Origin of the sequence: Duganella sp. 1224 (genome assembly GCF_013408245.1) — a bacterium.
Lineage (GTDB): Bacteria > Pseudomonadota > Gammaproteobacteria > Burkholderiales > Burkholderiaceae_D > Rugamonas.
This window is the reverse complement of record NZ_JACBYS010000002.1, coordinates 272,331-297,006: the sequence shown is the minus strand read 5'-3', so window position 1 is coordinate 297,006 and position 24,676 is coordinate 272,331. Positions and strand designations below refer to the sequence as shown.

The 24,676-nt window shown below is 66.5% G+C and carries 22 protein-coding genes and 1 tRNA gene; 14 read left to right on the top strand and 9 right to left on the bottom strand.

Annotation, left to right across the window (positions count from 1 at the left end):
• Window positions 1–23: 23 nt before the first annotated feature.
• The gene (locus FHW58_RS13415; RefSeq protein ID WP_179673646.1) at window positions 24–689 is read left to right on the top strand and encodes a thiol:disulfide interchange protein DsbA/DsbL; all 666 of its coding nucleotides are present in this window, start codon (window positions 24–26) and stop codon (window positions 687–689) included.
• A 30-nt stretch (window positions 690–719) separates the two neighbouring features.
• On the opposite strand, the gene FHW58_RS13410 is transcribed toward FHW58_RS13415, so the two are convergent.
• The 3 genes from FHW58_RS13410 to FHW58_RS13400 all read right to left on the bottom strand — a co-directional run bounded on the left by FHW58_RS13410 (window position 720) and on the right by FHW58_RS13400 (window position 2,652).
• Complete coding sequence (locus tag FHW58_RS13410; RefSeq protein WP_179673645.1) at window positions 720–1,664, bottom strand: alpha/beta fold hydrolase; 945 nt, start codon at window positions 1,662–1,664, stop codon at window positions 720–722.
• A 2-nt stretch (window positions 1,665–1,666) separates the two neighbouring features.
• Window positions 1,667–1,849: a hypothetical protein gene (locus FHW58_RS13405; protein ID WP_179673402.1), complete on the bottom strand. Its 183-nt coding sequence runs from the start codon at window positions 1,847–1,849 to the stop codon at window positions 1,667–1,669.
• Window positions 1,850–1,938: 89 nt separating this feature from the next.
• Window positions 1,939–2,652: a TetR/AcrR family transcriptional regulator gene (locus FHW58_RS13400; protein WP_179673644.1), complete on the bottom strand. Its 714-nt coding sequence runs from the start codon at window positions 2,650–2,652 to the stop codon at window positions 1,939–1,941.
• Between the two features lie 131 nt (window positions 2,653–2,783).
• Here FHW58_RS13400 and FHW58_RS13395 point away from each other — a divergent pair, with 131 nt between their 5' ends.
• The 9 genes from FHW58_RS13395 to FHW58_RS13355 all read left to right on the top strand — a co-directional run bounded on the left by FHW58_RS13395 (window position 2,784) and on the right by FHW58_RS13355 (window position 15,319).
• Window positions 2,784–3,908: an HlyD family secretion protein gene (locus FHW58_RS13395; protein ID WP_179673643.1), complete on the top strand. Its 1,125-nt coding sequence runs from the start codon at window positions 2,784–2,786 to the stop codon at window positions 3,906–3,908.
• 11 nt (window positions 3,909–3,919) lie between these two features.
• The gene (locus FHW58_RS13390) at window positions 3,920–5,530 is read left to right on the top strand and encodes a DHA2 family efflux MFS transporter permease subunit (protein WP_179673642.1); all 1,611 of its coding nucleotides are present in this window, start codon (window positions 3,920–3,922) and stop codon (window positions 5,528–5,530) included.
• Between the two features lie 24 nt (window positions 5,531–5,554).
• The gene (locus FHW58_RS13385) at window positions 5,555–7,030 is read left to right on the top strand and encodes an efflux transporter outer membrane subunit (RefSeq protein ID WP_179673641.1); all 1,476 of its coding nucleotides are present in this window, start codon (window positions 5,555–5,557) and stop codon (window positions 7,028–7,030) included.
• Between the two features lie 240 nt (window positions 7,031–7,270).
• Window positions 7,271–8,971 (top strand): hypothetical protein, encoded by a 1,701-nt coding sequence (locus FHW58_RS13380; RefSeq protein ID WP_179673640.1) that lies wholly within the window; start codon window positions 7,271–7,273, stop codon window positions 8,969–8,971.
• An 80-nt stretch (window positions 8,972–9,051) separates the two neighbouring features.
• The gene (locus FHW58_RS13375; RefSeq protein WP_179673639.1) at window positions 9,052–9,726 is read left to right on the top strand and encodes a hypothetical protein; all 675 of its coding nucleotides are present in this window, start codon (window positions 9,052–9,054) and stop codon (window positions 9,724–9,726) included.
• 89 nt (window positions 9,727–9,815) lie between these two features.
• Complete coding sequence (locus FHW58_RS13370; protein WP_179673638.1) at window positions 9,816–10,526, top strand: BON domain-containing protein; 711 nt, start codon at window positions 9,816–9,818, stop codon at window positions 10,524–10,526.
• A gap of 219 nt (window positions 10,527–10,745) precedes the next feature.
• The gene (locus tag FHW58_RS13365; protein WP_179674212.1) at window positions 10,746–12,050 is read left to right on the top strand and encodes an MFS transporter; all 1,305 of its coding nucleotides are present in this window, start codon (window positions 10,746–10,748) and stop codon (window positions 12,048–12,050) included.
• An 87-nt stretch (window positions 12,051–12,137) separates the two neighbouring features.
• Complete coding sequence (locus FHW58_RS13360) at window positions 12,138–14,276, top strand: metallophosphoesterase (RefSeq protein ID WP_179673637.1); 2,139 nt, start codon at window positions 12,138–12,140, stop codon at window positions 14,274–14,276.
• Between the two features lie 197 nt (window positions 14,277–14,473).
• Window positions 14,474–15,319, top strand: a complete 846-nt coding sequence (locus FHW58_RS13355; protein ID WP_179673636.1) for a PhzF family phenazine biosynthesis protein — start codon at window positions 14,474–14,476, stop codon at window positions 15,317–15,319.
• Window positions 15,320–15,327: 8 nt separating this feature from the next.
• Here FHW58_RS13355 and FHW58_RS13350 read toward each other — a convergent pair whose 3' ends face one another.
• From FHW58_RS13350 to FHW58_RS13325, 6 genes are all read right to left on the bottom strand, one after another.
• A complete protein-coding gene (locus FHW58_RS13350; RefSeq protein ID WP_373996674.1) occupies window positions 15,328–16,092 on the bottom strand; it encodes a substrate-binding periplasmic protein in 765 nt (254 codons plus the stop codon).
• Between the two features lie 5 nt (window positions 16,093–16,097).
• On the bottom strand, window positions 16,098–16,874 hold the full coding sequence (locus FHW58_RS13345) for an ABC transporter substrate-binding protein (RefSeq protein ID WP_179673634.1): 777 nt from the start codon (window positions 16,872–16,874) through the stop codon (window positions 16,098–16,100).
• A 116-nt stretch (window positions 16,875–16,990) separates the two neighbouring features.
• Window positions 16,991–17,066 (bottom strand) — tRNA-Lys (locus tag FHW58_RS13340).
• 50 nt (window positions 17,067–17,116) lie between these two features.
• Window positions 17,117–18,919 carry a GspE/PulE family protein gene (locus FHW58_RS13335; RefSeq protein ID WP_179673633.1) on the bottom strand — a complete coding sequence of 601 codons (1,803 nt, stop codon included), beginning with the start codon at window positions 18,917–18,919 and terminating at the stop codon, window positions 17,117–17,119.
• Window positions 18,920–18,939: 20 nt separating this feature from the next.
• Window positions 18,940–19,746, bottom strand: a complete 807-nt coding sequence (locus tag FHW58_RS13330) for a spermidine synthase (protein ID WP_179673632.1) — start codon at window positions 19,744–19,746, stop codon at window positions 18,940–18,942.
• Between the two features lie 90 nt (window positions 19,747–19,836).
• A complete protein-coding gene (locus FHW58_RS13325) occupies window positions 19,837–20,352 on the bottom strand; it encodes a glycine zipper 2TM domain-containing protein (protein ID WP_179673631.1) in 516 nt (171 codons plus the stop codon).
• Window positions 20,353–20,777: 425 nt separating this feature from the next.
• On the opposite strand from FHW58_RS13325, the gene FHW58_RS13320 reads away from it, so the two are divergent.
• The 4 genes from FHW58_RS13320 (at window position 20,778) to FHW58_RS13305 (ending at window position 24,594) form a co-directional block, all read left to right on the top strand.
• Complete coding sequence (locus FHW58_RS13320) at window positions 20,778–21,167, top strand: barstar family protein (protein WP_229265351.1); 390 nt, start codon at window positions 20,778–20,780, stop codon at window positions 21,165–21,167.
• 101 nt (window positions 21,168–21,268) lie between these two features.
• On the top strand, window positions 21,269–21,877 hold the full coding sequence (gene purN / locus FHW58_RS13315; RefSeq protein WP_179673630.1) for a phosphoribosylglycinamide formyltransferase: 609 nt from the start codon (window positions 21,269–21,271) through the stop codon (window positions 21,875–21,877).
• Window positions 21,878–21,892: 15 nt separating this feature from the next.
• Window positions 21,893–23,182, top strand: a complete 1,290-nt coding sequence (locus FHW58_RS13310; RefSeq protein ID WP_179673629.1) for an RsmB/NOP family class I SAM-dependent RNA methyltransferase — start codon at window positions 21,893–21,895, stop codon at window positions 23,180–23,182.
• 65 nt (window positions 23,183–23,247) lie between these two features.
• The gene (locus tag FHW58_RS13305; RefSeq protein ID WP_179673628.1) at window positions 23,248–24,594 is read left to right on the top strand and encodes a mechanosensitive ion channel family protein; all 1,347 of its coding nucleotides are present in this window, start codon (window positions 23,248–23,250) and stop codon (window positions 24,592–24,594) included.
• The last annotated feature ends 82 nt before the right edge of the window (window positions 24,595–24,676 follow it).

The window sequence follows — 24,676 nt, the reverse complement described above, 5'->3', positions numbered from 1 at the left end:
TCTTTGCACTTTTGAGGATGATCATGCGTTTGATGAAGATGGCCCTGGTGGTCGCCGGCCTGTGCGCCGCCACCGCATTTGCTTCGCCGACCGCGCCGCGCAACGGCGCCGAGTACCTGACCCTGAAAACCCCGCAGCCGGTGCAGGCACAGGGCAAGAAGGTCGAGGTGATCGAGTTCTTCATGTACCACTGCCCGGCGTGCTACGCGCTGGAGCCGGACATGCTGGCCTGGGTCAAGAAGCAGGGCGATAACATCCAGTTCCGCCGCATCCACCTGCCGCTGACCGGCGAAAACGATCCGGAAGCGCACATGTTCCTGACGCTGGAGGCGCTCAAGCTGGAAGAGCAGCTGCACGCCAAGATCCTGAGCACCTGGCACGTCGAGCGCCGCCGCCTGAAGAGCGATGCCGACAATATCGACTGGGCGGTCAAGAACGGCATCGACAAGGACAAGTTCACCACCATGTACAACTCGTTCGCGGTGATGACGCGCCTGAAGAACGCCGGCCGCGTGGCGGCCACCTATGAGGTCAACAGCACGCCGACGCTGGTGGTGGATGGCCGCTGGGTCACCAATCCGACCATGGTCGACAGCAGCAATCCGGGCACGCCGCGCCAGTACCTGAACGCGGCCACGCTGCAGGTGCTGGACGCGCTGGTGGCGCAGGCGCGCGCCGGCAAGAAGTAAGGTCTCCGCGGCCGCGCGGATGCGCGGCTGTCAGGGCTGCGCCGCCAGCCAGGTCAGCATGTCGTGGTTGAACAGCGCGGTCTGCTCCATGTGCGGCAGGTGGCCGGACTGGTCGATCTCGCGGTAGGTCAGCGACGGCATCGCGGCGCGCAGGCGCGCGGCCTGCGCCACCGGGATGGTCGGATCCTGCCGGCCCCACACCAGGTGCACCGGCGTGCCGGCGCGGGCGATGGCGGCGTACAGCGCGTCGAAATCCTCGTGCGACAGCGCCAGGCGCGAGCGGTACAGCGCGCGGCCGAAGCCGTGGTACTGCATCTGCGGCCGGTAGCGCTCGGCCCAGCCGGGGAATTGTTCCGGATGCAGGAAGTCGCCGCTCTGGTTGTCCGCCATGCCGGGCACGGCGCCGGTCTGGAACAGATACGGGCCGAGCAGCGGCGTGGTCATCTGCCACGGCAGCCGGGGCGCGCTGTTGGACGGATCGACCAGCGTCAACGTGCGCAGCCGCTGCGGATGCGTGGCGGCGTAATGCGCGCTGACGTAGCCGCCAAACGACAAACCAAACAAATCGATCTTGCCGTCCACCTTGAGCGCGGCCAGCAGCTGGTCGAGCTGGCGGTCGTAGAAGGCGCCGTCGTAGGCGGCGTCCGGCCGGTCGGACAGGCCGCGGCCAAACAGGTCGTAGCGGATCACGCGGTAGCCGGCGTCGCGCAAGGCGGCGAAGGTCGGGTCCCAGATATAGGACGGCACCGAGAAGCCGTGCACCAGCACCGCCACGCGGCCGTTGGCCGGGCCGGCCATTTCATAGTGGGTGACGCCATCGCTCAGCGTGACAAAGGCGCCGGGCGATTGCGCCTGCGCGGCGCGGCGCGCGGCGTCGTCCAGCGTCAGGTGTTCCGGATTGCGGACGTGGTAGTAGCCGGCCCCGCCGACGCCCGCCAGCGCGATGGCCAGCACCGCCCAGCGCAGGGCCTGCATACTCAGTTGACGGTGAAGCGGGCCGGGATCTCGATGCCGCCGCTGCGCGCCGCGTCCGCGTACGCCTGCAGCTCGGCGATCACCGCCTCCAGCTGTTCCTGGCCGGGATTGGCCTGGAAGTGTTTGATGCGCTCGTTCATGAGCGTGATGTGCTTGCTCCAGTCCAGACGATTCGTTTTGCTCATGTGTGCTCCGATTTGCAAAAAATCAGTATAGACCAATTGGCAAAGTTTGGGCGCTTTTTACTGTGCGCTAGCGAACTTAGCGTCGCAACTCAGCGGCGCACGCCGCGCAGGAACAGGTCCAGGCCCTCGGCCGCGCGGGCGCGCAGCACGGCCTTGTCGGCTGGCTGGTCGGTCGGGAACAGCAGGCGTGCCATGTGGTCGCCCATGATGCAGTTGAGCAGGAACACCGGCAGCAGCTCGGGCCGCACGTCCGGCCGCAACTCGGCGCGGACGTCGGCGCGGGCGAAGAAGCGCGCCAGCTCTTCGCGCGTGCGCAGCGGCCCGGCCTCGAAGAAGGCCTTGGCCAGTTCCGGTGTGCTTTGCGCCTCGGCCACCACCATGCGGTGCAGGCTGGTGAAGGTGGGCAGCGAGATCAGTTCCAGGAAGCGCAGCGCGAAGTCGCCCAGCACCTGCTCCATCGGCCGCGGGTCGGTTTCCATGTCGGGCACGCCGGCCAGGAAGTTGGCGCGGCCGTCGGCGATGATGGCCTCCAGCAGCCCGACCTTGCCGCCGAACTTGACGTAGATGGTGCGCACCGCCACGTGGGCCTCGCGGGCGATCATTTCCAGGCTGACCTTGCTGTAGCCCTTGTCCAGGAACAGCTGGCCGGCGGTATGCAGCAGCGCCGCGCGGCGCGCCGCCTTGTCGGCCGCGCGCGGGCGGCCGGCGGCCTTGCCGAAGCAGGGCGAGTCGGGGGAATACATGCCTTCCGGACAATCTTGCTCGTCCGCCGAGGCGTGGTCGGTCAGGTCGGTGGTGTTCATGGCGGTCGAATGATAGCGAATGCCGCCATGCTAGTCCAAAAAAAAATGAAATGCAATCGTTTCATTTCTTGACTTTGCGCGGAAACCCGCCATAATGCACCTATCTCATTTCATTTTTTTCGGAGCTGTCCATGTCCAATCCAGAACAAAAACTCAGCGCAGTTCCACCGGCGGCGGCCGCCGCGGCAGCGGCCGCCGCGCCGGCTGCCCAGGGCCCGAACCGCCGCGTGCTGGTGGTGGCCGCCATCATCGCGCTGGCCGCCATCGGCATCGGCGGGCGCATGTGGTATCGCAGCCATTACTATGTCGAGACTGACAACGCCTATGTGGCCGGCCACGTGCATCCGGTGTCGGCGCGCATCGCCGGCGTGGTGACCAAGGTGCTGATTGACGACAACCAGCTGGTCAAGGAAGGCGACGTCATCGCTGAACTCGATCCGTTCGACCAGGGCGTCAAGGTGGAGCAGATCCAGGCGCAGATCGCCTCGGCGCAACAGCAGGTAACCCAGGCCGACGCCCAGATCGCCCAGGTGCAGGCCCAAGCCAGCGCCGCCGCCGCCCAGGTGGCGCAGTCGGAGGCGCAACTGGTGCGCGCCAAGCAGGACGCTGACCGCTTCGGCCAGCTGTACAACAACCAGATGAAGGCGGTCTCGAAGGCCGAGCTGGACGCCGCCGTGGCGGCGCGCGCCAGCGCCGTGGCCGACGTGGCTGCGCGCAAGGACAGCGCCGCTGCCGCCAAGGCGCAGATTGCTTCGGCCAAGTCGGCGCGAGAGGTGCTGCAGGCGCAGATCGCCGTGCTGCAGGTGCAACTGAAGGACGCCAAGCAGCAGCTGGCCTACAACCAGATCCTGGCGCCGGTGGCGGGCCGCATCGGCAAGCGCACCATCGAGGTGGGCCAGCGCGTGCAGCCGGGCCAGCAGCTGACCGCCATCGTGCAGGAAAACGTCTGGCTGACCGCCAACTTCAAGGAAACCCAGCTGGCCGAGCTGAAGCCGGGCCAGCCGGTCAAGGTGACCGTGGACGCGCTGCCGGGCAAGGAACTGATCGGCAAGGTCGACAGCTTCGCCCCGGCCTCGGGCGCGCAGTTCTCGCTGCTGCCGCCGGATAACGCCACCGGCAACTTCACCAAGATCGTCCAGCGCGTGCCGGTCAAGATCACCTTCAAGCCGGAAGACGTCAAGGCCCTGAGCGGCCGCCTGGTGCCGGGCATGTCGGCGATCGCCGAAGTGTCGCTGAAGTCCGACGCCGCCCACTAAGGAGCCGCCTCATGGCTAGCACCACTCTCGATACGCCGGCCGGCGGGAAGGCGTTCGCCCCGCCCGCGCCGAGCGACAAGGTTTCCGGCCGCACCTGGCTGGCGGTGGCCGCCGGCATGTTGGGCGCCTTCATGGCGGTGCTCGACATCCAGATCACCAACTCGTCGCTGAAGGACATCCTCGGCGCCCTGTCGGCCACGCAGGAGGAGGGCTCGTGGATCGCCACTGCCTACCTGGTGGCCGAGATCATCGTCATCCCGATGACCGGGCTGTTCGTGCGCGTGTTCGGCATGCGCGCCTACATGATGGGCACCACCGCGCTGTTCCTCGGTTTCTCGACGCTGTGCGGCTTCGCCTGGAACCTGCCGAGCATGATCGTGTTCCGCATGCTGCAGGGCTTCACCGGCGGCGCGCTGATCCCGATGGCGATGACGCTGGTGATGGCCAAGCTGCCGCCGTCCAAGCGCGCCACCGGCATGGCCATCTTCGGCCTGACCGCGACGCTGGCGCCGGCCATGGGCCCGACGCTGGGCGGCTACCTGAGCGACCTGTATGGCTGGCCGTCGATCTTCTTCATCAACTGGGTGCCCGGCCTGCTGCTGATCGGCGGCATCGCCGTTGGCCTGGACAAGGAGAAGAGCAACCTGGCGGCGCTGCTGACCGCCGACTGGCTGGGCATCGCCTTCATGGCCGTTGGCCTGGGCAGCCTGACCATCTTCCTGGAAGAGGGCAACACCAAGGACTGGTTCGACTCGCCGTTCATCAACACCTTTGCCGCGCTGGCCGTGGTCGGCCTGCTGGGCTGGGTGGTCAACAGCACGCTGCGCAAGCAGCCGTTCGTCAACCTCGGCCTGTATGGCCAGCGCAACTTCGCCGCCGCCACCGCGCTGTCGATGGCGATGGGCATGGGCCTGTACGGCTCGGCCTTCATCCTGCCGCTGTTCCTGGCGCAGATCCCTGGCTACTCGCCGATGCAGATCGGCGAGGTGATCATGTGGGCCGGCCTGCCGCAGCTGTTCATCATGCCGTTCGTGGCCAAGCTGTCGTCCAAGATCGACAACCGCATCCTGTGCACCTTCGGCCTGCTGCTGTTCGGCGGCTCGTGCCTGATGAACTCCTACATGGACGCCACCACCGGCTACGACCAGCTGCTGCTGTCGCAGATCGTGCGCGCGCTGGGCCAGCCGTTCGTCATGCTGACGCTGTCGAACTTCGCCATGAACGGCATTCAGCCGAAGGACATGCCGTCGGCATCGAGCCTGATCAACATGACCCGCAACCTGGGCGGCTCGATCGGCATCGCGCTGCTGGCCACCGCGCTGACCAACCGCGAGCACTTCCACTCGGCGCGCATCGGCGAGTCGGTCAGCAACTACGCGCTGACCACGCAGGAGCGCCTGAGCGCGCTGACGGCGTCGTTCGTCGGCAACGGCTTCGATAGCGCCACCGCGTCCGACATGGCGGTGAAGGCGGTCGACGGCATCGTGCGCCGCGAGGCGTTCGTCATGGCCTACAACGACGGCTTCTTCCTGGTGGCGATGGTGCTGTTCGCGTGCATCGGCGTGCTGTGGTTCTCGGACAAGGTCAAAGCCCCCTCCGGCGGTGGCGGCGGCGCTCACTAACAAAATCAAACAAGAGGTAATCACATGTTGCATTCAGCTTTGAAGCGCCTGACGCTCGCTGTTTCCGTCACCCTGGCCATGACCGGCTGCGCCACCGTGGGCAGCGACTTCCAGGCCCCGGCCAATGTGGCCGACGCGTCGTTCCGCCACCTGCCGCAGGGCGGCACCAGCGCCGCGCACCTGCCGGCCCAGTGGTGGACCGTGTTTAACGACGCCACCCTGAACCGCCTGGAGGAAGCCGCGCTGCGCGACAACCCGAGCGTCAAGGCGGCCGCCCAGCGGCTGCTGCAGGCGCAGGAACAGGCCGGCGTGGCGCGCGCCAACCAGCAGCCGCAGTTGAGCGTCAACGCCGGCATCTCCAATTCGCGTACCTCGGCCGAAACCTCGCAGGGCCTGGCGCTGGGCGGGCGCGCGATCAAGGGCAACAACTACGCGGTCGGCTCCAGCTTCTCGTACGAGATCGACCTGCTGGGCCGCGTGCGACGCCTGGTGGAGGCGTCGGACGCGCAGGCGCTGGCGGCCGAGGCCGACCGCGACGGCGTGCTGCTGATGCTGTCGTCGCAGCTGGCCACCACCTACTGGCAACTGCGCGGCCTGGACGCCGAAATCGCCATCCTCAACGGCGCGCTGGACACCCGGCGCGAGACCGAGGAGCTGGTCACGGCGCGCTTCGACGCCGGCCTGTCCAATGAACTGGATGTGTCGCGCGCCCGCATCGAGCGCGCCAACGCCCAGGCCGACCTGCACGAGGTGCAGCGCCAGCGCAATCTGCTGGAGCACAGCCTGGCCACGCTGGTGGGCGCCTCGCCGTCGGCCATGCTGACCGCGCCGACCGCCACCCCGGCCGTGCTGCCGGCGCCGCCGGCGATCCCGGTCGGCCTGCCGGCCAGCCTGCTGGCCCAGCGGCCGGACCTGGCGGGCAGCGTGGCGACGCTGCGCTCGGCCAACGCGCAGATCGGCGTGGCCGAGGGCGCGTTCTACCCGTCGTTCTCGCTGACCGGTAACTTCGGCTTCGCGTCGGAGAGCCTGAGCAACCTGGCCAAGGGCGACGCCCGCCAGTTCAGCGTCGGCCCGCTGGCGCTGTCGCTGCCGGTGTTCGACGGTGGCCGCAACAAGGCCAACCTGGCCATCGCCAAGGCCAAATACGAGGAAGCGATCGCCAACCACCAGACCAAGCTGCTGACCGCGCTGCGCGAGGTGGAGGACGCGCTGTCGGACGTGCAGCAACGCCAGCAACAGGGCGAGGCGCAGCAGGCCTCGCAAGTAGCGGCGGCGCGCGGCTACCTGGTGGCGCGGGCGCGCTATGAGCGCGGCGTGTCGACCTACCTGGACGTGACCGACGCCCAGCGCAGCGCGCTGGCGGCCGACCGCGCGGCGGTGCAGATCAACACCCAGCGCCTGCTGGCGGCGGTGTCGGTGGCGCGCGCGCTGGGCGCCGGCTGGCAGCCGTCGCCGCAACTGGCGCAGGTCGCCCAGAACGGCAACCTCAAGGCGCAGTAAGCCTTTTCCATTTACGCGATGAGGCCAGCAGCGGTGGCGCTGCTGGTCCTAAGCGTGGCAGAACGAGGTCAATCGGCTGTGAACGTCGAGGGGGAGAAGCCGGCCAAATCTATCAGCCTGGTGGCGCGACCTTTCCCCCTCAACCGGTGCATCGCCGCCGGGGTCTGACCCCATGCGGGGTCAGACCCCTCTGTGGCCCTGCGGGGTTACAATGTGGCCCTCACTCCACAAGAGGACCACATGAAAAAAATCCTGCTCCCGCTGGCGATGGTTGTCGCCTGCGCCACCGCCTGGGCCGTGCCGGCCGACGTCAATCAACTTAACAAGATGAGCAAGCGCTACGCGCCGGTCGCGCTGACCGCCGACACCAGCAAGCTGTCGGCCGGCGACAAGAAGGCCATCGCCAAGCTGATCGAGGCCGCCAAGATCATCGACGTGCTGCAACTGCGCCAGCGCTGGTCCGGCAACGAGGCGCTGTGGGCCGCGCTGCAAAAAGACACCACGCCGCTGGGCAAGGCGCGCCTGAACTACTTCTGGCTTAACAAGGGCCCGTGGTCCATCCTCGACGATCACCAGTCCTTCCTGCCGGCCGAGGTGGTCGGCATCCAGGTGCCGGACAAGAAACCGGAAGGCGGCAACTTCTATCCGGAAGGCGCCACCAAGGCCGAACTGGAAGCGTGGATGAACGCGCTGCCGGCGGTCGACAAGGAGCAGGCGCAGTGGTTCTTCACCGTCATCCGCAAGAACAAGGACGGCCTGTTCACCACCGTCAAATACGCCGACGAATACAAGGACGACCTGGAGAAAGCCGCGGCGCTGCTGAAGCAGGCCGCCGCCGACACCGACAACGCCTCGCTGAAGAAATTCCTCGACCTGCGCGCCGACGCCTTCCTCAGCAACGACTACCTGGCCTCGGACTTCGCCTGGATGGACCTGGACTCGCCGGTCGACGTCACCATCGGCCCCTACGAAACCTACAACGACGAGCTGTTCGGCTACAAGGCCGCGTTTGAAGCCTACGTCAACATCCGCGACCAGAAGGAAACGCAGAAGCTCGACTTCTTCGCCAAGCACATGCAGGAGCTGGAAGACAACCTGCCGCTGGATGCGCAATACCGCAATCCGAAGGTCGGCGCGCTGGCGCCGATGGTGGTGGTCAACCAGGTGTACGGCGCCGGCGACGGCAACATGGGCGTGCAGACCGCCGCCTACAACCTGCCCAACGACGAGCGCATCATCAGCCAGCGCGGCTCCAAGCGCGTGATGCTGAAGAACGTCCAGCAGGCCAAGTTCAAGTCGACGCTGACGCCGATCGCCAAGCTGGTGCTGCGCCCGGCCGACCAGAAAGACCTCGACTTCGATTCCTTCTTCACCCACATCCTGGCGCACGAAATCACGCACGGCCTCGGCCCGCACATCACCCGCAAGGACGGCAAGGAATCGACGCCGCGCCAGGACCTGAAGGAAGCCTATTCCACCATCGAGGAAGCCAAGGCCGACATCACCGGCCTGTACGCGCTGGCCTACATGATGGACAAGGGCCAGCTGAAGGGCACGCTGGGGCAGGGCGCGGCGGCCGAGCGCAAGCTGTACACCACCTTCCTGGCCTCGGCCTTCCGCACGCTGCACTTCGGCCTGACCGACTCGCACGCGCGCGGCATGGCGATCCAGGTCAACTACCTCCTCGACAAGGGCGGCTTCGTGTCGCACGGCGACGGCACCTTCGCGGTCGACTTCGGCAAGATCAAGCAGGCCGTGGCCGACCTGGACCGCGAGTTCCTGACCATCGAGGCCACCGGTGACTATGCCCGCGCCAAGGACATGATGAGCCGCTACGTGGTGATCCGCCCCGACGTGCAAAAGGCGCTGGACAAGATGAAGGCCGTGCCCAACGACATTCGCCCCGAGTTCAAAACGGCAAATACCTTGTTGGCACAGTAAACATTCCTGTTTTTCTACGTAGTAATTTACCTGCCACCGGGCAATAATTATTGCCCGGTGCATGCTACAGTTTGATCACCATGATCAAACGCGCCTTCCTCCCCCTGCTGCTGTTGACGTCCGGCGCGGCCTCCGCCGCCGACCTGACCGAGGTGGAAATCCGCTGGCTGACCGCCGGTTCCGCCGTGCTGGCTTACGCCAAGCAGGAGCTGAAGCTGCCGATCGACATCACCGTGCAGCCGCAGGCGCGCCCCAACGACGTGCCGCTGGCGTTGGGCTACGACAACGGCCGCTGCAAGCTGGTGCTGTCGATGCGCGGCAACCCGCAGGCCGAGGACATCCTGGCCGGCGTGCCCGCCGCGCAACGGCCGTTGATGATCGAAGCCATGGTGGCGCACGAGCTCGGCCACTGCTGGCGCTACGCCCAGGGCGTGTGGCACGCGCTGCCGGCCGGCTTCGAGGAACGCCAGCAGGAGACGCACGCCACCGCCGCCGAACAGCTGCGCGACACCCGCCGCGAGGAAGGCTACGCCGACCTGGTGGCGCTGGCGTGGACCCAGCAGCGTCATCCCGCCCAGTACGCCACGGTGGCGGCCTGGATGCGCCAGGTGCGCGAACCGTCGCCGGCCAGCGGCAGCCACAGCACGCTGACCTGGCTGCAACTGGCGCCCAGCGGCGCCGCCTTCCAGCCGGGCCTGCCGGTGTTCGAGCAGGCCAGCCTGCTGTGGCGCCAGGGCTTGTTGCAAGAACAATGAAAACTGGATCTGTGTACGTTTCCGCACGGAGCCGGTAGCGCTGCAGAGGTCTAATGTGTCCATCAACCACCACAATAGGGACACAGATCATGAACAAATTACTCTGCTTCGTGCTGGCCACCGCAGCCAGCGCCGCCTTCGCCGCGACGCCGACCAACGACACCGTGGCCTACAAGGCCGCCATCAACAAATCGGACGCCGACTACAAAGCGGCCAAGGCCGCTTGCGACGCACAATCGGGTAATGCCAAGGATGTCTGCCAGGAGCAGGCCAAAGTGGCCCGCGCCAACGCCGAATCGACCGCCACCCTGCAATACAAGAACGATAAAAAATCGGTGGAAAAAGCCCAGATCAACGTGGCTGACGCCAACTACGACCTCGCCAAAGCGCAGTGCGCCAACCGCAGCGGCGCCGACAAGGACAGCTGCCTGAGCGGCGCGAAACAGCAGCACACCGCCTGGGTCAACGACGCCAAGGCCGGCAAGAAAGCCGCCGACACCGCGCAGACCGGCATCGATTGCAGCGCCATGACCGGCAGCGACAAAGCCTCGTGCGAAGCGCGCTCGAAGACCGAGCTGGCCAAGGACGCGATCGCCGACACCGCCATCACCACCAAGGTCAAGACCGAGCTGATGGCCGAGCCGGCGCTGAAATCGCTGGACGTGCACGTGGAAACCATGAACGGCACCGTGATGCTGAGCGGCTTCGTGCCTTCGCAGGCCGAAGTGGACAAGGCAGTGGACGTGGCCCGCAACGTCAAGGGCGTGAACAAAGTGCAAAGCTCGCTGCGCATCAAGTAACGGCGTAGGGCGGCCTTCCCCCACCACCGCCCGCCCTACCTGTTGCGTCCGCGGCACAGGTGCACCTCGCACAGCGCTGCGGCCAGGGTCTGACCCCGTACGGGGTCAGACCCTTTCGTTTTTGGGGTAAAACTTGATTCTGGTTGTATTCATGATGATCATCATTTAAAATGCAAGGCAAGCGCGCCTCCCGCGCGCATTGCCCGCATGAGGAACATGATGTTCGCACAACCCCTATCCACCTGGCTGCACCGGCGCGGCCTGCACTACTCCTGGGTCATCGTCGCGGTGACCTTCCTGACCGCGCTCAGCTCGTCCGCCGCGCTGGGCCTGCCCGGCGCGCTGCTGCAACCGCTGTCGAAAGAATTCGGCTGGGACGTCGAACAGATCTCGTCCGCGCTGGCGGTGCGCTTCGCGCTGTTTGGCCTGATGGGCCCGTTCGCCGCCATCCTGATGGAGCGCTTCGGCCTGCGCAACGTCGTCGTCACCGCGCTGACGCTGGTGGCGGCCGGCATGGCGCTGGCCACGCAAATGACCCAGTTCTGGCAGCTGGTGCTGTTCTGGGGCATCATGCTTGGCGTCGGCTCCGGCCTGACCGCGCTGGTGCTGAGCGCGGTGGTGTCCAACCGCTGGTTCGACCAGCACCGCGGCCTGGTGGTCGGCATCCTCACGGCCAGCTCGGCCACCGGCCAGCTGATCTTCCTGCCGGTCGGCGCGTGGATGATCGAGCACTACGGCTGGCGCCTGGCCGTGCTGCCGGTGCTGAGCGCCTGCGCGCTGATGGCGGTGGCGGTGTTCCTGCTGATGCGCAACCGGCCAGCCGACGTCGGCCTGGCGCCCTACGGCGCCGCCCCCGGCAGCGTGGCGCCCGCCGCGCCGGCCATGCACATCACGCTGGCCACGCCGTTCCGCATCCTGGCCGAGGCCGCGCGCAGCCGCGTGTTCTGGGTGCTGGCCGGCACCTTCTTCATCTGCGGCCTCAGCACCAACGGCCTGATCCAGACCCACTTCATCTCGCTGTGCGGCGACGCCGGCCTCGGTCCGGTGCCGGCCGCCTCGGTGCTGGCCATGATGGGCGCCTTCGACCTGGTCGGCACCATCGCCTCCGGCTGGCTGTCGGACCGCTACGACAACCGCAAGCTGCTGTTCATGTACTACGGCCTGCGCGGCTTGTCGCTGCTGTGGCTGCCGTATTCCGAGTTCACGCTGTACGGCCTGTCGGTGTTTGCCATGTTCTACGGCCTCGACTGGATCGCCACCGTGCCGCCGACCGTGCGCCTGGCCGGCGCCACCTTCGGCAAGGAAAAGGCCGGCATGGTGTTCGGCTGGATCTTCGCCGCCCACCAGCTCGGCGCGGCAGTGGCCGCCTATGGCGCCGGTCGCGTGCGCACCCTGCTGCTGACCTATAACCCGGCGCTGTTCGCCGCCGGCGCCGCCTGCCTGCTGGCCGCCGCCATCATCTGGCTGATCCGCAAGCCGGCCGCCGCCAGTGCCGCCGCCCCGGCCGCGGCGCGCGCCGCATAAGCCTGGGAGCGCTTCCAAAATGTAATCAGGTTGTCATTTGCCGGTGTGACAATGCGCCGGTTTGCAACCAGCCTGATGGAGTTTTGTATGCGTTACGCCCTGCCGGCGGCGGCCCTCTCGGCCGTCGCCATTGCCGCGCTGCTGGCCGCCTGCGGCAGCGACAGCCAACCGGCCGCCGCCGCCGCGCCGGCCGACACGGTCAACCAGACCGCCGTCGCCTTCATGAGCGACGTCCACTTCGAGAACATCTACGGCGACCTGAAGAGCACGCAATTTGCCGGCATTCCGACCAAGGACGGCAAGAACGCCACCATCCGCACCATGTACGCCGAGCTGACCTCGACCCGGCTGTTCAACGAAAACTACTTCGCCTTCCGCGCCGCGCTGGACGACGCCTACGCCAAGGGCCTGCGCCTGGTGGCGCTGCCGGGCGACATCTCGGACGACGCCCAGCCGATCAACATCGACGGCCTGGCCGACATCCTGCACGAATACCAGGCCAAGGGCATGCGCTTCTTCATCGCGCCCGGCAACCACGACCCCAACGAGCCGTACGATGACGACGAGGCCGGCAAGAACGATTTCCTGACCAAGGATGGCAAGGAACAGAAAATCTACGCCGTCAACAGCGCCGCCTGCAAGGCCAAGGATCCGGCCGTGGTGTGCACCAACCAGTTGATGGAGCAGGGCTACGACAAGCTGCTGACCAAGCTGGCCGAATTTGGCTACGCGCCCAACAAGAACGACGTCTACTGGGAAACCCCGTTCACCAGCTACGCCGACAACAAGTACAGCTACGACGCCGCCGCCGCCGCGGCCGACCTCAGCAAGCGCAAGTTCGACATCTGCGCCGAAGGCGAGGGCGGCAAGTACAAGGTGGCCGGCAAGACCTACAGCCGCTGCACCAGCATCATCGACGCCAGCTACCTGGTCGAGCCGGTCAAGGGCATCTGGCTGCTGGCGCTGGACGCCAACGTCCACGTGCCCAACGCCAACTTCGATCCGGCCAATCCGACCGCCTTCAAGGGCTTCGACAACGCCGGCGACGCCGGCTGGAACAAGGTGCAGACCCACAAGCTCCACCAGATGGAATGGATCAAGTCGGTGGCCGCACGCGCCAAGGCCCAGGGCAAGCAGCTGATGGCCTTCTCGCACTACCCGACCATGGACTTCTACGCCAACCAGACCGACGCCATGAAGGCCGTGTTCAAGCCGGGCGCGTTCCAGGTGTCGCGCATGCCGGCCGCCGCCACCACCGCCGCGCTGGCCGCCACCGGCCTGCCGCTGCACATCGGCGGTCACATGCACTTCAACGGCACCAACGACTACAAGGACAGCGCCGGCAACTACCTGGTCAACGTGCAGTCGCCGTCGCTGGCGGTGTTTGGCGCGGCGTACAAGATCGTCAGCTACCAGAGCAAGGACGTGGTCGACGTGCAGACGGTCGGCCTCAACAACGTGGCGCGCCACAACGAGTTGTTCCCGCTGTACCAGGTCGAATACGACTACCTGCAAGGCAGCAGCGCCGCCGGCGATGTCGCCAAGCGCTGGAACCGCGGCATCCTCGACAGCAAATCGTATGGCGAATTCACCCGCACCTACTTCGGCGAACTGTCGCGCCTGCGCTTCATGGGCGATTACTGGCCGTGCGAAATGAAGGAGGCGGCGATGTCGCTGGACGCGCGGCAGATGCTGATCCTGTCGCAACTGCAAACCAGGGTCACGCTGGCGCAGCTGAAAGACAACCCGTCGGTGCTGCCGATCAGCGCCGCCTGCGCCGCCAAGGGCACGCCGGCCGGCGACAGCGTGGCCGCCAGCCAGTTGACGGCCGACTGGGCCACCGCCACTGCCAAGGCCGAGCAAGTGGCGGCCGCCGCCAACCTCAAGCTGGCCGACTTCGCCAAGATCAGCGCCTACGAGTTCTATGGCGACTTCCACCGCACCGTGTACGCCGGCGAGCTGGCCTTGCGCGACATGGGCGCCGAGCGGGTGGCGCAATACAAGGTGCTGATGAACGCCTTCCCGGCCGCGCCGGCGGCGATCCTCAAGGTAGGCGACCAGCTGTCCGACCAGAACCCGGTGCACGTCGCGTTCCAGTCGCAGTTCAAGCAAGTGTTCGCGATCCTGAAAGGCCTGGGCTCGGGCAAGCCCAGCGACCACTTCACCATCGACCTGAAAGCACAAAAGCTCAGCAACGCCAGCAGCAGCGCCCTCAGCTTCAACTAACAACTCCGGGGTCAGGTCCTCCATTTCTACACGGCCTCTACCGTACGCTCGCGTACGGTAGAGGCCGTGTAGAAATGGAGGACCTGACCCCGGAGTTGCGTCAACTGGGCCGAAATGATGAGGGCGGGAACCGCAAGTCGCGGTATAGTCATGTGGAAGGGGCCTAACCAGCAGTAACTTTCACGCCAGGAGACAACATGCAGACGATTACCAAGGTGCACAAGGTCGCCGCTTTTACCGCCGGCGAGCAGGGTGGCAATCCGGCCGGCGTCATGATCCGCGCCGCGCTGCCGGAGGAGCCGGCCATGCAGCGCATCGCCGCGGAAATGGGGTATTCGGAAACGGTGTTTGCCGCCCCGCACGAGGATGGCTGGCGGGTGCGCTATTTCTCGCCGGACGGCGAGGTGCCGTTCTGCGGCCACGCCACCATCGCGCTGGGCGCCGTGCTGGCGCAGCAGAATGGCGACGGCATCTTCCCGCTGACCACCAACCACGCGCGCGTGACGGTCGAGGGCCGCGCCCATGCCAACGGCGCGCACGCGGCGCTGCAGTCGCCGGCCACCTCCAGCGCGCCGGCCACGCCGACGCTGGTGCGCGAGGCGCTGGCGCTGTTCGGCTACACGCTGGCCGATCTGGACGACCGCATTCCGCCGGCGGTGGCCAACGGCGGCGCCCAGCACCTGATCCTGGCGCTGCAAAGCCGCGACAAGCTGCGCGCCATGCGCTACGAGCTGAACGCGGGGCGCGAGCTGATGCGCCGCTACGGCTTTGCCACCATCTCGCTGATCTACGCCGAAACGCCGCAGCGCTTCCACGCGCGCAATCCGTTCGCCTCCGGCGGCGTGTACGAGGATCCGGCCACCGGCGCGGCGGCGGCGGCCCTGGCCGGCTATCTGCGCGACCTCGACTGGCCGCACGGCGGCGCCATCGACATCATCCAGGGTGAGGACATGGGCGCGCCGTGCCACCTGCAGGTGCAGATTCCGTCAGAGCGCGGCAGCTCGATCCGCGTCGCCGGCAGCGCCCGCTGGCTGGGCGAGTAGGGCGCCGCTCATTCCCACTTGTGCAGCAGCCGCGCCAGCTCGCCGTTTTTCTGCAGCTGTTCCAGCGCGCGCTGCACCCGCAGCCGCAGCGCCGGATCGACGTGGCTGCCCATCGCCATGTAGACATTGGTGGTGGCCAGCACCGTTGGCAGGATCCTGACCTTGGCGGCCACGCCGGCGCGGTCGATGAAGCCCTGCATGCCGGGCGCGCGGTGCAGGAAGAAGCGGCCGCGCCCGGTCACCAGCTTGTGCAGGTTGGCGGCCGGGGTGGTGGCGTCGGCGTCGACGCGCAGGCCGGCGAGGCGCTCCATCATGTCCGGCGTGGTGTAGCCGCGGTTGATCAGCACCACGCCCTGGGCGCCGAGCTTGCGCACGTCGTCCCAGCCGGCGATGACGGCCGGGTCGTCGGCGCGCGCGATCAGCTGGTAGCGGAACTGGAACAGCGGCGGATCGAGGAACACGTACTGGCGCGCGCGCTCGTCGGTGCGTTGCGCCGCGCACAGCGCGTCGCTCTGGTGGCTGGCCAGCTGCGACAGCGCCTGCAGCGCCGGCGTCCACTGCTGGTCGCCCTCGAACACGATGCCGGGATCGACGCGCTCGATGGCGCGGTACAGGTCGACGCACAGGCCGACCACGCGGCCGATGCCGGCCGGGATGTACTTGGGCTCGGTGCCCTCCTGCGCCACCACCTTCAGCACGGCCGGCTTGGCCCGCGCCGCCGGCGCCAGCGCCATGGCGGCGCCCAGCAGCGCCGCCGCCAGCCATCGTGTCACGCGATTCAATCCCATTTACGCATCAGCCTTTCCAGTTCACCTTTTTTTTCCAGCGCGAACAGCGCGCTGGCGAGACGCTCGCTGATCTTGCGGTCCAGCTGCTTGCTGGCAGCGAAGTATAACTTGGCGCTGTACATGACCTGCGGCAGGATGCGCACCTGGCCGGCGGTGCCGGTGCGCGCCAGCAGCTGGTGCAGGCCGGGGCCGCGATGGAAGTACAGGCGGCCGCGGCCGATCATCAGCTTGTGCAGGTTCAGCTCCGCGCGCGGCGAGCTGGCGTCCACCTTGAAGTTGCCCATGGCGCCGATGATCTCGCCGGCGGCGTAGCCGCGGTTGACCAGCACCACCGTGTCCGGCCCCAGCCTGCGCACGTCGTCCCAGCTGGTGATGACGACGTTGTCGTCGCTGCGCGCCAGGAAGTGGTAATCGATGGTGAACAGCGCCGGGCCGATGAAATGGAACTGCTGCTCGCGCTGCGGCGTGCGCTGCAGCGCGCAGGCCACGTCCTCGCTGCCGTTGGCCAGTTCGCTGATGACGCGGATCAGCGGTTTCCATTGCTGGTCGCCGACGAAGCGCAGGCCCGGATCGATGGCCTCGACGGCGCGCAGGATGTCGATGCACAGGCCGCCGATCTTGTCGCCCTCGGCGACGAATTTGGGTTCCGAGCCTTCCTGGGCGGCGATGCGCAGCGGCAGCGGCGCGTCGGCGCCACACACGGCCGGCGGGGACACCCAGCAGGCTGCCACCAGCAGCGCGGTCCCCATGCCGTATTTGCCTGCCATACCATCCCCAGAAGTGGCGCCTCGCGCGCTGTGCCGCTAGCTTACACCAGCGGCCTGCCCGATGGCGTGGGGGCGAAAAAAAAGCTTCCTGAGCGGAAGCTTTTTTAGGAATTCGGTGGTAGGCCGTGCGGGATTCGAACCTGCGACCAACGGATTAAAAGTCCGCTGCTCTACCAGCTGAGCTAACGACCCCCGAAAGAGGCCGTATTATATACAGCCCGGCGATAATTGCAAAGGGCTTTTTAGCGCAGGCCCAGCGCGGCGGTCACTTTCAGCACCTCGTCGGCGGTGGTCACGCCCTCCTGGATCTTCAGCGCGCCGGCGACGCGCAGCGGTTTCATGCCGTCGGCGATGCTCTGGCGGCGCAGCGCCGGCAGGTCGGTTTCCTCGCGCACCTGGGCGCTGAAGGCGGCGCTGACCGTCAGCAGCTCATACAGGCCGGTGCGGCCGCGGTAGCCGGTCTGGCGGCATTCGGGGCAGCCGACCGGCTGGTACACGGTGGCCGGCTTGGGCAGGTCCCACGCGCCGGCCAGGCTGCGCCAGATTTCGTCGCTCAGTTCGCCGCCCGCGGTCTTGCAGTCCGCGCACAAGGTGCGCACCAGCCGCTGCGCCATGATGCCGATCAGCGTGGCTTCCAGCAGGTAGTAGGGCACGCCCAGCTCCAGCAGCCGCATCACGGCCGACGGCGCGTCGTTGGTGTGCAGCGTCGACAGCACCAGGTGGCCGGTCAGCGCCGCCTGGATCGCCATCTCGGCGGTGGCCAGGTCGCGGATCTCGCCGACCATGATGATGTCCGGGTCCTGCCGCATCAGCGCCCGCACGCCGTCGGCGAAGGACAGCTCGATGCCGGGCTGCACCTGCATCTGGTTGAAGGCCGGCTCGACCATCTCGATCGGGTCTTCCACCGTGCAGACGTTGACCTCGGACGTGGCCAGCGCCTTCAGCGTGGTGTACAGCGTGGTGGTCTTGCCGGAGCCGGTCGGCCCGGTGACCAGGATGATGCCGTGCGGGCGCTGGGTCAGCGCGTCCCAGCGCTGGGCGTCGTCCAGCGGGAAGCCCAGTTCGGGCAGCGTCTTGACCACCACGTCCGGATCGAAAATCCGCATCACCAGCTTTTCGCCGAAGGCGGTGGGCAGCGTCGACAGCCGCAGCTCGACTTCCTGGCCGCCGGCGGTGCGGGTCTTGATGCGGCCGTCCTGCGGGCGGCGTTTCTCGATCACGTCCATGCGCCCCAGCAGCTTGATGCGCGCGGTCATGGCGATCATCACCACCGCCGGCACCTGGTACACCTGGTGCAGCACGCCGTCGATGCGGAAGCGGATCGCCGCCAGGTCGCGCTTGGGTTCGAGGTGGATGTCGGAGGCGCGCTGCTCGAAGGCGTACTGCCACAGCCAGTCGACGATGTTGATCACGTGCTGGTCGTTGGCGTCGACCTGCTTGTTGTTCTTGCCCAGCTCCACCAGCTGCTCGAAGTTGTTGCGCAGCGAGAGGTCGTTGCCGCCGCTCTTGTTGGCCTTCTTGATCGACTTGGCCAGGCTGAAGAACTGGGTGATGTACTGGGCGATGTCGAGCGGGTTGGCGATCACGCGGCGCACCGCGCGGCGCGACAGCTTGGCGATTTCCGCCTCCCATTCGTGGGCGCAGGGATCGGCGGTGGCCACCACCAGCGTGTCCGCGGTCAGTTCCACCGGCAGGATGTTGAAGCGCGCCGCGTAGCTGGCCGACATGACGTCGGCCACGCGGGTGAAGTCGATCTTCAGCGGATCGATGCGGATGAAGGGCAGGTTGACGCGCGCCGCCAGCCACTCGCACAGCGCGTCCAGCGTCAGCAGCTTGTGCGGCGGCCGCGCCGACAGCAGCTTGGCGTGCGCCACCGCGCACAGCGGATGCATATAGCCGCTGGTGTTCTTCAGGATGGCCGAACTTTGCGCGTACAGCTCCTTGACCTCGGCCTTGCGTATCATGCCGTCGGCCAGCAGCCAGGTGTAAATCTGTTGCAGATCGAGCGGGGCCGCCTTGCCCGGTGATGCGCTTGCTGAATTCATCTGTGCGGCCGCCTTTCAGGTTAGTTTGCCGCCGCGATGTCCTTGACCCAGGACTTGGCGGGCAGCCTGGTGTCGGCGACGATCTGCGCGGCGCGCGCCTTGAGCGCGTCCGGGTCGATGCGGCGCGGGCGCTTGAAGGCGATCGCCACCACGTTACCATCATGCACCTGCGGCAGGCAAATCACCTGGGCAAAGGCGAACTTGATGGCCTTGATGTTGCGCGCGTAGCTGGGGTGGTCGCCGAACAGGTTGACGGTCATCACGCCGTCGTCGGTCAGGCAGGCGTTGCAGGCCTGGTAGAAGGCCGGCGTGTCCAGCACCGGGCCGCGCGCGGTGGCGTCGTACAGGTCGACCTGCAGCGCGTCCAGCGTGTCGGCGTTGGCCTGGTCGTTGACGAAGTCCAGCGCGTCCATCTCCAGCACCTGCAGGCGGTCATCGTTGGGCGGCAGCTTGAACATCGACTCGCAGATGGCGATCACCGATGGGTTGAGCTCCACCGCCGTCACCTGCGCCTGGGGGAAGGTGGCGTGGCAGAACTTGGTCAGCGCGGCCGTGCCCAGGCCGAGCTGGGCGATGCGGCGCGGCTGGTCCAGCCACAGCATCCAGGCCATCATCTGCTGCGCGTATTCCAGCTCCGGCCAGTTGGGCTTGCGGAGGCGCATCGCGCCCTGCACCCACTCGGTGCCGAAATGCAGATAGCGCACGCCATCGAATTCCGACAAGGTCACCGGCGCATACTTCGGCTTGCGCGCCGGCTTGTCCGCCGCCTTGGCCGCGGCCGGGCGCGAGGATTCTTCTTTTTCGATGGATTTGCGTTTAATTAACATTGGGGGCGGCGGCAGGAGGATGAACCGGCATTATCTGAAAACAACAATGCCGGCGCAAGGCCGGCATTCAAAAGGCGGGGGCGGAATCGCTTAGCGTTGCGCTGGCTCAACCACCACGCGCAGGCGCACGCGGTCGCCCGGGTCGTAGGACATCGGCGTGGTGTAGTTGCGGCCCTGGTAGTTGTAGGTCACCTGGTAGCCCGAGGTGCGCGATTCCCAGTGGTCGACGGTGCGGCACTGCTTGACGGCCTGTTCCTGCACGCCGCCGCTGTTCGGGGTGTTGGCATTGTCGACGCGGTCGCCGACCAGCGCGCCGGCAATGGCGCCGGCCGCGGTGGCCACCGAGCGGCCCGAGCCGCCGCCGATCTGGTTGCCGGCCAGGCCGCCCACCAGGCCGCCGATGATGGCGCCGCCGACGCTGCGCTCCGGCGCCGGCGCCTGGGTTTGCACGTACTCGGTGCGGCATTCCTGGCGCGGCACGTTGACTTGTTGCACTTGTGGCACGACGTTGACCACGCGACCGAAATCTTCAAAATCGGCGGCCTGGGCGAACGGCAGGGCGCCAACGCACAGGGCGGAGGCGATCAGTTTGGCTTGGAAGTTCATTTTGGACCTCGTTTATCGTTCAGGGTGTCTATCAGGGGGATTCTGATATTGCATGAATCGTATGGTAATCCCGTCGCCCCGGCGCGGCTAGTCCTCCATCAGTATCTGTGGCAACAAAATGTAACAGCGGCGCTCCGGCGAATTGTGCCGATTTCACCGCTAAAACCGGCAAAAATCTTCTGTTTTTAACAAATATTGCGTTGAATATCATATACGTGTTGATCTGGGAGGAACAACACGTTACCCTAATATCCGTATGGGATTCAGAAACATATTGAATCAACCATGGCCGGCGCCGACCCGCCCGCCATGTTTCGTGGACAGGTGCTCAAATTATTTACTCATTAATTCACAAGTTAGGCACTCCCGACAGCAAAGTGGACACTCCGTACATACCAGGTCAAATTGAGGGAAACGAGAGCCTGCTGGCCAGTGTGCCGCCCAACCTCGTGCAGTCGATCCGCGCCTTCCGCGTCGCCGAACTGCAGGAGGAGGCGGCCCGGCTCGGCCAGCACTTCCTGTACGCGCATCCCAACACCGGCCTGACCAAGCAGCAGGTGCTGGGCCTGATTTCGGAATCGTTCCAGTTTCCCAAGGGGGTAGGCAAGAACTTCGACGGCCTGCGCGCGACGCTGACCGAGACCATGTTCCAGGCCGGCGCGCAGACCGGCTTCCTGGTGGTGCTGGAACAATTGCCCAATACCCAGAAATTTGACAAGGAAGCACGGGAAACCCTGCTGGATGTCTTCCGCGACGCCGCCGACTGGTGGGCCGACAAAAAAGTGCCGTTCCGGGTGTTTTACTCCTTCGAGTAAGCCCGCCGGCGCGCCGGCCGCCGCGCCGGCGCCCTGCTGCATCGCAACAATTCTTGCCTTTTAGTGGCCCTGCGAGGTGGGACGCGGTACAATGCCGGGTTATGAAAAACATCGTCATCCTGATTTCTGGTCGCGGCAGCAATATGGAAGCCATCGTCCGCGCGCTGCAGGCCGAGCGCTGGCCGGCCCGCATTGCCGCCGTCATCAGCAACCGCGCTGACGCCGCCGGCCTGGCCTTCGCGGCCGCGCACGGCATCGCCACGGCAGTGGTGCCCAACAAGGACTACGCCAGCCGCGCCGAGTTCGACGCCGCGCTGCGCGAGGTGATTGACGGCTACCAGCCGCACCTGGTGGTGCTGGCTGGCTTCATGCGCATCCTGACCGAGCCCTTCGTCACGCACTACGCCGGCCGCATGCTGAACATCCATCCGTCGCTGCTGCCGCTGTTCCCCGGGCTGGCGACGCACGCGCAGGCGCTGGCCGCCGGCGTCAGGGAGCACGGCGCCACGGTGCATTTCGTAACGCCCGAACTCGACCACGGGCCAGCGGTGCTGCAGGCCAGTGTGCCGGTGCTGCCGGAAGATACGGTCGAAACCCTGTCGGCCCGCGTGCTGGCGCAGGAGCATGTCATCTACCCGCGCGCGGTGCGCTGGTTTGTCGAGGACAGGCTGACGCTGGCGCAGGGCACGGTCCAGGTGGACCACAGTTAAACGAAAAGGATTTCCATGAGATTGCCTCCAGCGATACTCGCCAACGCCGAAGACGTGTTGCGCGAGATTTTGCGCTTTGCCGCGCCGGCCGACACCACGCTGTCGCGCTATTTCAAAGACCACCCGCGCCTGGGCGGCCGCGAGCGCGGCGCCATTGCCGAGTGCGTGTACAACGTGCTGCGCAATAAAAACTTCTACACCGATTTCTCCGAGCAGGGCGGCGGCGCCACCATGCGCCGGCTGACGCTGCTGGGCATGACCGACGCGGTCGGCCTGGAGTCGCTGGGCGGCGTCAGCGCCGACGAGGCCGCCTGGGTCGAGGGCATCATGGCGATCGACCGCAAGCTGATGCACAAGTCCAGCCGTTCCAACATGCCGAAGTGGCTGTTTGAAAAGCTGGTGGCGCAGTTCGGCGAAGACGAGACGCTGGCGCTGGCCGACGGCATGAACACGCCGGCGCCGCTGGACCTGCGCGTCAACGCGCTCAAGGACAACCGCGACGACGTCATCGCCAAGCTGGCCGAGGCGCCGATCACCGCCACGCCGACGCCGTACGCGCCGCTGGGCCTGCGCATCCTGACCAAGCCGGCGCTGCAGAACCTGCCGCTGTTCAAGGACGGCCACATCGAGGTGCAGGACGAGGGCAGCCAGATCCTGTCGGCGCTGGTGGGCGCCAAGCGCGGCGAAATGGTGGTGGACTTCTGCGCCGGCGCCGGCGGCAAGACGCTGTCGCTGGGCGCGACCATGCGCAACACCGGCCGCCTGTACGCTTTCGACGTGTCGGAAAAGCGCCTGACCAAGCTGAAGCCGCGACTGGCGCGCAGCGGCCTGTCGAACGTGCATCCGGTGGTCATCGCCCACGAGCGCGACGCCAAGATCAAGCGCCTGGCCGGCAAGATCGACCGCGTGCTGGTCGACGCGCCGTGCTCGGGCCTGGGCACGCTGCGCCGCAACCCGGACGTCAAATGGCGCCAGAAGCCGGAAGCCATCGCCGAACTGCAGGCCAAGCAGGCGGCCATCCTGGACGGCGCCGCGCGCCTGGTCAAGGGCGGCGGCCGCCTGGTGTACGCCACCTGCTCGGTGCTGGACGACGAGAACGACTTCATCGCCCAACAGTTCCTGGAAACCCATCCGGACTTCGAACTGGTGCCGATGAACAAGGCGCTGGCCGAGCAGAAGATCGAGCTCGACATGGGCGACTACCTGAAGCTGCTGCCGCACAAGCACCAGACCGACGGCTTCTTCGCCGCCGTCTTCGAGCGCAAGCCGATGGCGAAAAAGGCCAGCGCGGAAGACCAGGAGTAATCTGAACAGGCCGGCATCCCCGGCCTGTTTTACAATCACGGCTCCGTAACTCATCCACGCAAGCAATGTCCCGTCAACAGCCCCTGCTCAATCTGATCGACGACCTGATCGCCGGCGACCTCCACGATGTCAGCCTGCTGTGGCAACTGGCCGCCATCATCCTGTCGGTGGTGGTCGGCTTTGGCGTGGCGCGGCTGCTGCGCAAGCGCTTCACGCGCCATCCGGACGTGCCGACCGGCGTGCTGGGCTTTGGCGTCGAAAGCTTCGGGCGGGTGATGGCGCCGCTGGCCGTGGTCGGCCTGCTGTACCTGTCGCGCCTGGCGCTGGCCAAGTACCACATCCACGTCAACCTGATCCTGGTGGCGCTGCCGATCTTCGGCTCGCTGGCGGTGATCCGCTTCACCTTCTACCTGCTGCGCCGCGTGTTCGCGCGCAACGGCCGCACCATCAGCCCGACCATGCTGGCGTTCGAAAAGGTGTTCCAGCTGCTGGTGTGGCTGGCGTTCGTGCTGTACGTCACCGGCCTGTGGGCCGACGTGTTCCAGTACATGGACGAGACCCAGCTGCCGATCGGCAAAAACCACGTGACCATCGCCGACATCCTGCAGGCCACCGCGTCGGTGGTGCTGCTGTTGATGCTGGCGCTGTGGGCCGGCGCGGCGCTGGAGGAATGGCTGATGAAGATGCCGGGCATGCACACCAACCTGCGGGCGGTGGTGTCGCGCACCGCGCGCGCGCTGCTGATCGTCATCGCCGTGCTGATGAGCTTGTCGCTGGTGGGGATCGACCTCACCGTGCTGTCGGTGTTTGGCGGCGCGCTGGGCGTGGGCCTCGGCCTGGGCCTGCAGAAGATCGCCAGCAACTACGTGTCCGGCTTCGTGATCCTGCTGGACCGCTCGCTGACCATCGGCGACATGATCACGGTCGACAAGTACAGCGGCAAGGTCACACAGATCAACACCCGCTACACGGTGATCCAGAGCCTGGACGGCGTCGAGTCGATCGTGCCGAACGAGATGCTGGTGTCGGGCGCGGTGCAGAATTCGTCGCTGTCCAACAGCCTGGTGAATATCTCGACCAAGGTGTCGGTGGCGTACGACACCGATGTCGACTTCGTCGTCCAGTTGCTGACCGAGGCCACGCTGACTGCCGAGCGGGTGCTGAAGGACAAGGCGCCGTCGGTGTATCTGGCCAGCTTCGGCGCGGACGGCCTGGAACTGACGGTCAGCTTCTGGATCAACGATCCGCAGAACGGCCGCGGCAGCGTGACGTCCGACGTCAACCGCGCGATCTGGCGCGCGCTCAAGGAAAACAACATCTCTGTGCCATTCCCGCAACGCGAGATGCGCATCCTCGGCCCGGTGCCGGCCCCGGTGGCCGGTCAGGAAAGCACGACCGTGCCTAAAGAATAGTCAGAAAATGCCGCTGGTTTCAGCGTACAATGTCGTCCAAAAGTCATAATCGCTGGGCGCCCCACGCCTGTCGAAAACACAA